At 36.6% G+C, this 13,306-nt stretch carries 8 protein-coding genes; all 8 read right to left on the bottom strand.

Annotated elements, in window-relative coordinates; all coding sequences use genetic code 11:
• Window positions 1-57: 57 nt before the first annotated feature.
• Window positions 58-1,245 carry a phosphoglycerate kinase gene (locus AAEO57_RS17310; RefSeq protein ID WP_341694290.1) on the bottom strand — a complete coding sequence of 396 codons (1,188 nt, stop codon included), beginning with the start codon at window positions 1,243-1,245 and terminating at the stop codon, window positions 58-60.
• Between the two features lie 264 nt (window positions 1,246-1,509).
• A complete protein-coding gene (locus AAEO57_RS17305) occupies window positions 1,510-2,013 on the bottom strand; it encodes a hypothetical protein (RefSeq protein ID WP_341694289.1) in 504 nt (167 codons plus the stop codon).
• Window positions 2,014-2,030: 17 nt separating this feature from the next.
• On the bottom strand, window positions 2,031-2,723 hold the full coding sequence (locus AAEO57_RS17300) for a pirin family protein (RefSeq protein ID WP_341694288.1): 693 nt from the start codon (window positions 2,721-2,723) through the stop codon (window positions 2,031-2,033).
• A gap of 21 nt (window positions 2,724-2,744) precedes the next feature.
• Entirely contained in the window at window positions 2,745-3,500 is a 756-nt protein-coding gene (locus AAEO57_RS17295; protein WP_341694287.1) for a dioxygenase family protein, read from the bottom strand.
• A gap of 147 nt (window positions 3,501-3,647) precedes the next feature.
• Entirely contained in the window at window positions 3,648-4,355 is a 708-nt protein-coding gene (locus tag AAEO57_RS17290) for a LytR/AlgR family response regulator transcription factor (RefSeq protein ID WP_341694286.1), read from the bottom strand.
• Window positions 4,352-5,461 carry a sensor histidine kinase gene (locus AAEO57_RS17285; RefSeq protein WP_341694285.1) on the bottom strand — a complete coding sequence of 370 codons (1,110 nt, stop codon included), beginning with the start codon at window positions 5,459-5,461 and terminating at the stop codon, window positions 4,352-4,354. The genes AAEO57_RS17290 and AAEO57_RS17285 overlap by 4 nt, the downstream gene beginning before the upstream one ends.
• 127 nt (window positions 5,462-5,588) lie before the next feature.
• Entirely contained in the window at window positions 5,589-6,563 is a 975-nt protein-coding gene (locus AAEO57_RS17280) for a PorP/SprF family type IX secretion system membrane protein (protein ID WP_341694284.1), read from the bottom strand.
• Window positions 6,564-6,606: 43 nt separating this feature from the next.
• Complete coding sequence (locus AAEO57_RS17275) at window positions 6,607-13,281, bottom strand: T9SS type B sorting domain-containing protein (protein ID WP_341694283.1); 6,675 nt, start codon at window positions 13,279-13,281, stop codon at window positions 6,607-6,609.
• Window positions 13,282-13,306: the final 25 nt, after the last annotated feature.

Here is a 13,306-nt window from a genome sequence, read left to right as displayed (position 1 = left end):
CAAACTTAAGCAGAATAAGCGTAAAAAACGTTAAAAAAAATGTTAATTGTTATATTTTTAATCTAAGATAGCAGCAATACCAGGTAAAACTCTACCTTCTAACATCTCCAGCATTGCACCACCACCGGTAGATACATAGCTCATTTTATCTTCAAAACCGAATTGTTTTACAGCTGCAACAGAATCTCCTCCTCCAACTAAAGAAAACGCTCCGTTTGCAGTAGCTTCGGCAATATAATCACCTAAAGCGATAGTTCCTTTTGAGAAAGTTTCCATTTCAAAAACACCAAGAGGACCATTCCATAAAATCGTTTTAGATTCCAGAATTACTTTTTTGAAGTTTTCCAAAGATTTAGGACCTGCATCAAGACCTTGCCATCCATCAGGAATTGCCGTTACATCAACAACTTGTGTGTTTGCAGAATTTGAAAAATCATCAGCAGCAATTACATCAACAGGAATGTGGATCTGAACTCCTTTTTCTTTAGCTGCTTTTAAAATATCAAGAGCTAAATCTAATTTATCATCTTCACAGATAGACTCTCCAATTTTACCTCCTTGTGCCTTAATAAATGTAAAAGTCATCCCTCCACCAATAATCATGTGGTCAACTTTATCCAGAATGTTTTCGATAACCGTGATTTTAGAAGAAACTTTAGAACCTCCTAAAACTGCAACCACAGGTTTTTCACTGTTATTCAATACTTTATTTAAACTGTCAATTTCTTTTGCCAGTAATGTTCCGAAACATTTTTCAGTTGGGAAAAATTGTGCAATGATAGTTGTTGAAGCGTGTGCTCTGTGAGCTGTTCCAAAAGCATCATTTACATAAATATCTCCAAGAGAAGCCAATTCTTTCGCGAAAGCTACATCTCCAGCTTCTTCTTCAGCATGAAAACGTAAATTTTCAAGTAAAAGAACTTCACCTGGCTTCAAGTCTTTTGCAGCAGCCTGAGCAGCTTCGCCAACACAGTTTTCAGCAAATTTAACCTGAACGCCTAAAATCTCAGAAGCTGTTTTTAAGATATGTTTCAAAGAGTATTTTTCTTCAGCCCCTTTTGGTCTTCCTAAGTGTGACATCAAAATCACGCTTCCACCCTGAGCCAGAATAGCATCAATAGTTGGTTTTGCAGCTTCAATACGTGTTGCATCTGTTACATTGAAATTTTCATCCAAAGGCACATTAAAATCAACACGGATAATTGCTTTTTTATTTTTAAAATCGAAATCGTTTAGAGTTTTCATTTGATAAAATTTTATGGTTTTTTTTGAAAGAAAAACAAATATAGAACTTTTAAGGTTCTCATAAATTCGGATAAACCAAAAAACCAATAATTTAAAGAACGAAATCGTTATAATTTCACAAATAAATTCCTTTATTAAATATTAAACACAAATTTTGATGCGGATTAAACTACTATCAGACACAAAAAAAGCCTTTTTTACTAACTATCAAAGTAAAAAAGGCGAAAACAATATGTGGTTTTTGTTTTTGGAAATAATAACGAATTATTCTTTTTGAATGTAACAGATTGACAAATGTGGCTGTACCGGAAACATAATCGTTTCGTATCCATTTGTATTTTCGATATTTTTAGAAACCACAAAATTCCCTTCTATAATTCCGAAATAACTCAACAGCGGAGAATAGAATGTGATGCCGATTTTGTGTTTTGAAATAGCTGTAACATCGCTGTTTATGATATCTAGCTGATAATTTGTAAAAGGAAAATACTGATTTCCCAACACATCTGAAACCCTGTAAAAATTGCCTTTTAATTGTTGAATATAACTATCTGCTGCAATTCCGACCAAAAAATGGAGTTGGGAAGCCTTTTCGTTTTCAGACAATAATTCCCTAAAAGTGTTTTTAGGATTTTCTTTCGAATTGAATTGCTGGCTTTGCATTTTATATTCTTTAAAAGTATCTTCAAAAACATATTTATCCCAGATTATTGTAGAAGAACTATCAATAATTACACGATAAGCGAGCCTTATTTTTGATATTTTCATAAGTCTTATTCAACAATTTATACTAAAGGCACTTCAAAAACTAATAAAATGGCGTTTTCAGACAAAGCCTCCCATTCTATTGCTTCTGTATTTTTCATACTTAAACCGTCCCTGGCCTCTAATAGCCGGTCTTCAACCTCAAAAGCACCGTTAACTGCAAATACAAAAACGCCGTTGTCAGGATTTTTTAAAGTGTAAAAGCCTTCCTTCCTTCCATCATAAACACCAATAAAACAAACCGTTTCTTCAATTTCGATCAATCGAATTAATTTATTTTTAATGGACAAATCGATTTCTGATTTCTGAAAATAGTTTTTAAAACATTGTTTTTCCTTTTGAAAATGAATGGTAAGGAAACTCACATTTTCATTTTCGTACGGATTAAAAATTTCGACCGTCATTTCTTCATCAGCAGTAATAACCCGAATTTGCTCCACTCTCAAAAATTCGGCATTACCAAGATTGTCTTTATACTCTATTCCGCCGAATAAAGGCAAAATAATTACATTCGTATGTGGTTTTATCACTCTTGAAATACAATGTTGGGGAGCCAATATTTCTTCGTTTAAAATCTGTAAAGAGCCAAAAGGTATTCTGGACAAATCCTGGTACTGGTCAAAATTAAAAGTGGCAAAACAATTGTATTTTTCTGATCTGAAAACACCTCTTGTTTCTGACTTATATATTTGAGCTGGAAACTGTTTAATCATCTTAAACTCTTTTACGCATTTTTAACTGGCAACATTGATAGTGTGTTTTAAAACAAAACCTTCAGCAACACTTCCTGTAACTGTTGCCAGTTCATTTGAAAAACCATCTGAAAACACATTATCAGAAGCATTATAAGTATAGCCGGACAAACCTTTGGTATAACCATTCGAACTTGATGCATTAACCAAAGCAACAGCACTACCGGAACCTTCAGGAAAAGCAATTTGTGTAACTAACAATGAAGTTCCGCTTGCGTTATATATATGTACATGAATATGCGTTGCCCTGCCTGAATACCAACCCGGAAAAATAGAGGTAAAAGTCACTAACCCATTATCATCTGTAGTTTGCCTTCCTCTTAAAAAATGTACAGAAGTATAATTGACAGATTGCATACCTGTTCCTCCGTACTCCGAATAATAACCATCCTTATCACAGTGCCAGATATCAACAATAGCCCCTTTTAAAGCCGCACAACTTGCTTTTGTGTTTTGTATCGTAATATTAATGGTAAAAGCAACGCCTGTTCTGTCCATCACAATATTTGACTTTACCAAAGAAGATGGTGAAATGGTCGGAAACGGACCGGCTGTTTCAGAAGGAGTTACAGAACAAGTACGAGAAGAACCAGAATCAGATCCAGTGTCAGTAGCCGTTTCTGTATCCGTTGATGTTTCTGAAGAATCATCATCTTTACTACATGCGTTTATAATCGGAATAGCCAGAGAACCGATTCCAACTAAACCTAAACCTCTTAAAAAATCTTTTCTTTCCATATTCTCTTCGTTTTAATGTTTTATCAATTAAATGATTAACCACAATTTTCAGGTAAAATTATTCGAAATTATAATCGTGGAAAAAGTTTGAGGTAATCAACAAAAATTATGAGGTAAACAGGAATAAAAAATTTATTTGTAGTAAAATTATTTCATTTTAGAATTGTCTTTTTTATTCAAAAGATCGAAAAAAGCAGTTTCAAAACTGGTACTAACCGGTATCTCAGCCTGAGCTATATGAATAATTTTATTTCTGATTTTTTCAATTTTCGAAATCGGAATAATAAAAGAACGATGTACACGAACAAATTCAGTTTCAGGTAATTTTTGAAGTATGGCTTTTAGAGTCATTCTGGCCACAACTGTTTTTTGGTTTTGAATGTGGATTTTAAGGTAGTCATCTAAGCCTTCGATGTATAGAATATCCGAAAAAAGAATCTTAATCAGACTATAATCGGCACGAATGAAAAGATACTGTTGTTCCAGATTTTGATTCTGCGTCTTGAATTGCAAATATGCCTTTTCTGCAGCCTGCTGAAATCGGGAAAACGAAATGGGTTTTAAAAGATAGTCTGTTGCACTCAGTGTAAATCCTTCGACTGCATATTCAGAATAAGCAGTTGTAAAAATGACCATTATTTTATGAGGCAGTTTTTTATAGAAATCTAAACCTGAAATAGAGGGCATATTGACATCTAAAAACAACAAGTCAACCGGATATTTTTTAAGGTATTTAAAAGCCTCATCAGATTTTGTAAACGTTTTCTGCAGATCGATATAATCAATTTCTCCACATAAACTTTGCAAAATTTCTAAAGCCAAAGGTTCATCATCTAATGCAATCGCTTTTATCATACTACTTGTATACTTAAATTTACAATGTACTTATCGTGCGTATCCTCGATCTTTAACTGATGTTTGTTTGGATATAATAACGCCAGTCTTTCGATTGTGTTTTGCAGACCAATACCCGTTTCAGATTGGATCGAAAATGTCTTTTTATTCGATACCTGCATCGTAAGCACATCATCTAAAATATCAATATAAATACAAATCTCTGAAGTCTGATCCGGATTCACACCATGTTTGAATGCATTTTCAATAAATGAAATTAATATAAGCGGTGTAATAGCCTTACCAAAAGGACTTCCGTTTACCTGATAATCGACAGATACCGTGTTTCCGAGACGCGTTTTTTGCAAGGATATAAAATTGCTGATATAATTGATTTCTTTACTTAAATCGATCACTTCGTCATTTGCATTCGTTATGATATAACGCATAAGTTCAGAAAGCTGTATAACTGCATCTGGTGTTTTATCATCTTTTTTTAAAGCCAGCGCATAAATACTATTCAGCGTATTAAACAAAAAATGAGGATTGATTTGAGCTTTTAAAAAAGCCAGTTCTGACTTCATTTTTTCTTTTTCTACATTTTGCAACCTTCCTGAAATAGCAAATAATAAACTTGAAATTACTCCAAGTAAATATACCAAAGCTGTATGTCCATACTGCGTTGGCGGCCCACCCATAGCATCAAAAGACATTGGTCGGGGTCCAGGAGGCATCTTTTTTAAATCCGGAGGCGGTTTCATTCCTTCTTTAAAAAGTTCATGATGCTTTAAAAAAGGTTTAGAATGGTCTCTAAAATCAAGGAAATTATGATCCGGATGATCTAGAAATCTTGATACCCAAAGAAAAAATAAAAGAAAACAAGCAATCATTACAAAATATAATAATTGCTTGTTTTGAAAATAATATCGTGGAATTAAATAATAATAGTTAAAGTAAAAGAAACACAATAAACTAAAATATATAAAAAAATAAATACGGTCGTGTACGTTTGAGTACAAGTCAGGCCATACAAAAATAGTCTTCGCTGATGTAAATGCGTAAGGCAAAAATAAAAAAGCCAGACATAAACACAGATGAAGGGCATAAAACGAAATTTTCCTTTTCATAAATCCTGTAGATTTATTCAAATTTAGCAATACTGCCGGTCAGAATCAAATTAATGAGGTAAAACCAGACAATCCTGCGATTCGTTTCAATGTATACTTAAAACTTCTGTTTTAAAATTACAACAAATTAATCATGAACAGGGCTTTCTGTACAAGGACAGCTACTAAGCGCCTGAAGAAAATCAAAACCAAGGGTCACAACGTGTGTTCCTGAGTTATAGTACCCCAAATCGTTAAACATTACCTGATAAGAATATGCAAAATAGATTTTAGATTTCATGAAGCCTGCCATTGGTCCAACCGATAGAGGTTTTGGAAACTGGTCATTCAGCATACGATAGGAAGCTCCAATCCAGTAATACTCTTCATAACGGTTGTAACGTCTGTATTTAAAGTTGATATCGGTAGTAGAACGTTTATCACTCGCAAAATACTGATAAAACACAGAAGGCTCATATTCAATACGACCGTTTTCAGCATCCCTGAAAGTAAATCCACTGTAGATTTGATAATTAGAAAGCAAATCTGGTTCCTGTACTCTTTCTACGTTAACTTTTTTCTTTAAAACGTTGTTCGCATTAAAACTAAAATAAAAATTCTTGTTACGATACAAGGCACTAAGATCAAAGTTACTATTGGCTGTATATCGATCATTAGTCACCGAAGGATCAGGAATCGGATGCTCTACATCTGTGCCAAATTTATCCGTCTCTACTCTGAAAGTATTTAAGTTGTACGAAATACCAAACGATAGATATTGCTTAGAATAATAATCTAAAATGATATGATGTGCAAACGATAGCTTGGCCCCCGTTTGTTTGGTATAACCATTACTATCATTATAAAGTGACAAACCGACCCCGGAACGATCCAGTAGCCTAAAATCAATATAAGCAGACTGATTCTGTGGAGCGTCTTTAATTCCGACCCATTGTGTCAATCCGTTTACCCTAATTCTAACGTTGTCCCCAATACCGGCATAAGCTGGTGAAAGAACAAAAGGGTTATCTGCCAAATATTGCGTAAACACCGGTAGGTTTAACTCCTGGCTGTAACCAGATGTTACAGCTAGGAGTACTAAGGATACTAATAATTTTCTCATTGTAATAATTTTTTTAGATAACATCATCGGGGCTGCTTATTTGTTATCTGTATAAAGTGAAATGTCCAACAAACTCCCTATCATCATTCTTGTCATTTAGTTTAAGAACATACCAGTAATCACCTGTTGGCAATTCCTCACCGTTGTACTTACCGTTCCATTTTTGACCGTAGCGATATTTCGCAATTACACGACCGTATCTGTCAAAGATGGTGTACTCAAGGTTGTTGTAAATATTGGTACAACCAGGACCCCAGTCGTCATAAATACCGTCTCCGTTTGGTGTAAAGTAATCAGGCATACAAACATCAACATACGGGATATAGTAATCTTCATAATCTGTACAGCCATTCTTATCTCTTACGGTAATTCTGTAAGTACCGGTTTTATAGATCTTGAATTTATTTTCAGAACTAAAGTTTTCACCATCGATACTGTATTGGTAATCACCACCACCACCTACAGCAGTTGCAGTAAGTACGTTCCAAACACCTTTCTCTTCTGTAACTGTTATATCCAGTTTTGCAACCGCTGCAATAGTAAAACTTGCAGTTGGCACTTCACATCCATTAGTGTGTCTTGCCAATACAAAGTGAGTACCCGGAGCAACATTTGCAAAGATGTTACTTGTCTGGAAAGGGGCAACCCCATCAAGAGCGTAATCAACATCAGCAAGGTTCGTAATGCTCGGATCAATAGTAATAGTTACAGCGTTTGCAGCAGCATTATTCACACAGTCATAATTTACAGATGCTTTTGGATCCAGTACTACAGCATCCGGCATGATCACTTCAAGTTCATAAGTACAACCTGCAGCATCTTTAATATAAACAATATGTCTGCCTCCTGAAAGATTATCAAAATCAAATCTTGTTTGTCCAACAACACCTTGTGTATAAGTACCGTTTTTCACATCAAGACTTACACTATACGGAGCAGTCGCACCTTTGATTTCAATTGCGAAAGTACCATTTTTCTCACCTTTACATTCTTCCGGCAACATCGTATTTGGAATAAGAGCTGCACTTAAAGCTGTTGGCTGAGTAATATCAAATTCATACGAAATGTAACATCCTAAAACATCCTGAGTAATTACTGTGTAATGTCCTGGTGCTAAATTGTTAAATTCACCATCGTCAAAGAACTGATTCAAGTTAGGAGAAATTGCATACATAATTTGTCCTGTTCCACCAGTAGCGTTCATAATGATTTTTCCATCATCATTACCGTTACAAGTTACATTTGTCACTTTAGGATCTATAGAAACAGCTGTATTTGGTTCTGTAATTGTTACAACAGCTGAATCATCTGTACAATCTCCGCTCACAACATGAACAGTATAATCACCTGCAGGTAAATCTGTAAAGTTACCATCTGCTTGTGGTCCCTGTACGACTGCTTTTGTTACATCATTTATTAATGTATAAACATAGTTTCCTAAACCACCCTGAGCCTCAGCAACGATAACGCCTGTAACATCACCTTTACAGTTAATTACAGCATTCTGTGCATTCACATTAATATCAAGTTCAGGTAGTACCGGAACATTAATACCATTTGAAACAAATCCGATACAGCCATTTGCATCTTTTACATAGTATTTATACTCACCAGGCGTTACATTGAAAGTAACTGAATCTGAAGCTGCAAATGAACCCAGTACGGTAGTAAAACTAGGATCTGCACTATATGTATAAGGGGCTGTTCCTCCTGTTGCGCTTATTGTCAGGCTGTCCTGTGTTAAACAAGTTGCATTAGCAGAATGAACTAACAATGGTGTAACAATTGTTGGTTCTGTGATTGTTATCTCAGCAGAAGTACCACTACAAGTGAAACCATCAGTAACCGTAATACTATAAGTTCCTGCTCCTAATCCTGAGAAGCTTGGTGAATTTTGCGGACCTGAAGAAATTACTTCAGTAGCCATTATTCTATTCAAAGTATATGAATAATTACTTCCCTGACCACCTGTTACATTAGTTGCCGTGATAGTAGCACTTGTATCTCCATAACATGGTACTATAGTCATATCTGGACTAGCCGTTACAACAACTTGATCAGGAATTACCAGATTCACGTTAACAGAATTAATACAACCTTTTGAATCTTTGACACGTACAATATAGTTTTCCGCTGTTAAATTAGTATAATCACGTGTTGTTGACCAAACAGAAACCACACCCGTACTATTCTCTAATTGGAATTCGTATCCTCCAGACCATCCTCCGGTTGCAGAAACTGAAATACTTCCATCATTATTACCTGAAATACAAGTAATAGGGGTATGAGTTTCAGAAATCTCTAATCTTGCATCTGGTTGTCCAATTACAAATGTAGTTGAAACAGTACAGAAAGGACTATCGATTAATGTTGCTGAAACTGTATACTCTCCAGCTGTTAAACCTGATAAGTTTAATGGTCCTGCTGTTGTGGTTGTTCCTGAGCTTGCTACAGGACCTGATACAGTATAATTGAATCTTCCTGCTTCGTCCGGATTACCAATATTATCAATTAAGGTAATGCTCACAGCACCATCATTAGAACCGTAACAAACTACATCGCTGTCTTTCACAACTTTCAAGTAGAACGTATTTGGCTCGTTTACATAATGAGGCAATTGAATACTACATCCTGTTGCCGGATTAAACGCTGTGATAATATACTGACCAACTACTAAATCATTGAAAATACCATCTGTATTAACAGGAGACGTAATTCCTGTATTAGCATTTGTCAATGTATATTCAACACCTGTTACAGTTGTACCAGATGCATCAACAGCTGTAGCCGTAATACTTTCTAAGTTATTACATGTAATTGCTGTTTTTGCAACATTAATTTTATCCAGTTTAATGTATGGAGCAATTGTTATTGGTAAAGTGTAAGTACCCATACATCCATTGCTATCATACACGTTTACAGTATAAGTTCCGCCAGATAAATCAAATTCAGTGTATGTATTTGAAGTACCGCTTTGAACCTGAGTACCGTTTTTGATAAATTCATAAGTCACATACGTACCTGAACCACCCCTTACTCCTGTAGCCGGATCAACTGTAAGCGTTGCAAAATTCGATGTATTACCATTTGTACAAGTAAACTGCGAAACATCAACTGCATTTACAGCTATAACAGCCGGTTCGATAACCGTAATTGTTTTAGTATCCTCACAACCTCTTTCAGATCTTACAACCACAGTATGAAGTCCGCCTGAAACTCCGTTAAAGACAGGAGAATCCTGAGGTGTACCTCCGTCCAGACTGTAAGTATATACCGGATTATCGTTAATACCTTCAGCCGGTGTATCCATAGTTGCTGTGATTGTTCCATCATTTAAACCGTTACATGTAACAGGTGTTGATGACAACGCAAATCCTGTAACTCTTGTAGCTGGTTTTAGATCAATAGTTACAAATACTTCACATAAAGTAGTCGTATCCTTAACACCTATAATACGAGATCCTGAATAAACTCCTGTTAATGGTGTCGCTGCTCCGAAAGCACCTCCATCAATGTTATAAATATAGTTTCCTGAACCACCTGTTGTTGACACAGCTACCACACCATCACCGTCTGTACAAGAAGGCGAAGTTGTAACGGTTGGAGTTAGAACTAAAGGCTCAAGAATAGTAACCTGAGTAACAGCTGAAGAACAACCATTAGCATCTTTTACCGTTACATTATAGATACCAGGAGCATTAACTGTAATAACATTGTTTGAATCAAAACTTACTCCATCAACACTATATAATAATGCTGTATTGAATCCGCTTGCTGTAACAGTAATCTCATAAGTTCCTGTAGCACTTGGACATTTTGTCGCTACTGCATTGGCAATGGTTGGATTAAGATCCACACTTATCAACTGAGTATTCGTAGCAGGGCAATTATTGCTGTCTACTACATATACAATCCAGTTTACATCTGCACCATTGTTTGTATCTACAGTTAACTGGTTACTTGTAGAATAAACTGTTGGTGCCGGATCAGTAGCTCTTGCTATAGCATATTTGTAAGAACCTGTTCCTCCAGTAGCTGTAATTGTAATCGTAGCATTATCTTCGTTACAATTGATATTTGTAGCAATTGAAGTTGAACTTAGAGCAACTGCTGGTTCGTTAATTGTAAAGTTAACTGCAGCTGAACATCCGGAAACACCATCAATAACTGTGAAAGTATAATTACCTTCAGCCAATCCAGTGTAACTAATAAGATCACCATTTTGAGTGAATGTACTTATAGTTGTTGCACCCATTGTTAAATTAAATGTATAGTCACCCGCAGTAATGTAATTAGAAACCGTAAAATCTACTGCTCCTGTACTACCACCTTTACAATATACATCATTAACGATTTGATGTGAAACCGCTATTTTATCAGCTTCTTTAACAATAACTGGTGTAGTTGTGCTACATCCATTACTATCTGTTACTTTAATATTATAAGTACCAGGTGCTATGTTGTCAAAAGTATTTGTTCCTGCTGGAGCTATTACTACTAATGACGATGAACTAATTTCATAAGTAAACGGTGCAACACCTCCTACTGCATTTGCTGTTACTGTTGCAACAGTTCCTGGCGTAATACAATAAATAGGAGTCACTGTAACATCTATACCTGTTGGTGGCGTGAATGCCGCTACTGCTACAGAACCGCTGGCAGTACATCCATTAACATCCTGAACTACATAATAAATAGTCTGTGGAGTATTCACTGTAAATGATGGTGATGACTGGAAATTACTTCCTCCGTCAAAACTATAGCTGTAACCTGTTCCCAAAGTTCCTCCCGTAGCAGTAATAGTTACAATTGCATCTTTAGGAGCATTTGCAGCATCACAACCAAATGGCGTTACAACTGCTGTAGCTGCCAATAATCCCGGCTCGGTGATCGTTACAGGAATCGGATTGGAAGGACATCCTTTGGCATCGGTAACCACAACTGAATATGTAGTACCCGCTATCAATCCTGTGTAAACTCCTGTAGCATCTCCTGTCGTATTGGCTCCTGTTCCGCTTAGAACATAGGTATATGGCGCTACTCCATTTGATGGGGTCAATGTAATGGTTCCGTTGTTTCCTCCATTACAGCTAACATCTGTGGTAATTGCACTAGCAGATGGAGTAGTCGGTGCTGTCACCGTTACTGCGGTTGTGGTTACTGAACATACTGCCGCATTACTGTCTGTTATTACAAATGTATAAATTCCTGCCGCTGAAACTGAAGCCGTGAAACCTGATCCTGTTACTCCTGTAGGCGTACCAGTGGCTATTCCTCCTACATACATTTGATATGTATATGGCGCAACTCCATCGGTAATCACAACATCTATAGTAGCATTAACCGATCCTGCACAATAAAGGTCTTTTGTCAATCTCGCTGTAGCCAACAATTGCTTCTCAATAGTATAGCTTACAAATGCCTCACAGCCATTGTCGTCTTTAATACCTAGTTTATAGGTACCTGGCGATGTAAAGGTCGCCGTAGATGTAGCCAAAGCTGATCCGTTTACTGTGTATGATTTAACTCCGTTGTATGTCGTAGTCAAAAGATCCAGGTCAACTGTCAACGCTGAACCTGCATAACACTGTGGTGCTGCCGGATTAATAACCGGAGGTGCATCGTTTGTGATTATAACATTCTCCATGTGGATACAGCCATTAGCATCTTTTACATAAACATTCCATGACAAATTAGTCAAATTAGTGTCTACTGATAATACCGTGCTGCTTGTATAAGCCGTAGCAGCCGGAGCTGTAGCTCCATCTTGTACAACAGCATACGTATAAGCGCCTGTACCACCTGTAACTGCGCTAACGGTGATCGTAGAAATATCCTGTGAACAGAACACTTTTGTTCCTACTGCTGTAAAGTCAATAGCCGTTGGCTCTGTAATTGTAACATCTGCACTTGCTGAACAAGCTGTCGTATTGTCCTGTACAGTCACTCTGTAAGTTCCTGCTGACAATCCTGTAAGGGTAATCACATCACCAGTATGTGAAATCTGCCCTGAAGGGACTGCCGGAGAAGTTACAACGCTGTAATTGCCCGATGCACTGAAACCTGTTACTGTATATTGTGCTGAACCGTTATTGGTAGTTCCATTGGCACTATTACATGTAATGTCATTTACCAAAATACCGGCAATAGCAATCGGAGTTACCGGATCAACAGTGTAATTTCTCTCTATTGAACAGCCATTAGCATCCGTTACTTTAAATAAATAAGTACCTGGTGCCAATCCTGTAAAGGTCGCATTGATAGTATTGTCAACTGTTATCGGTGAAATAATCTCATATTTAGCCATAGGCGTATAACCTCCAACTACCGTTAAGGTAATATCGGCAACATTGCCCGGACAAACTGGCGCAGTAGTTACAGCAAAAGTAATGTCCGTTAATGGTAAATATGGATCTACATTAATTGTAGCATCAAACGTACAGCCTTTGGCATCTTTTACATAATAATGGATCGTCTGAACACTTCCGTTATCTGTTACTACCAAAGTATTGTCATTGGTATAAGTCGAAGAACCATCAAAATTATACGTGTATGGACCTGTACCTGAACTTGCAGTTACTGTAACAACTGCCGGCTGGGCAACATTTGTAGTACTACATCCAAATGGCGTTACAACTGCTGTAGCTGCCAATAATCCCGGCTCGGTGATCGTTACAGGAATCGGATTGGAAGGACATCCTTTGGCATCGGTAACCACAACTGAATATGTAGTACCCGCTATC

Origin of the sequence: Flavobacterium calami (assembly GCF_038290035.1) — a bacterium.
GTDB lineage: Bacteria > Bacteroidota > Bacteroidia > Flavobacteriales > Flavobacteriaceae > Flavobacterium > Flavobacterium calami.
This window is presented reverse-complemented; position numbering and strand designations above follow the sequence as displayed.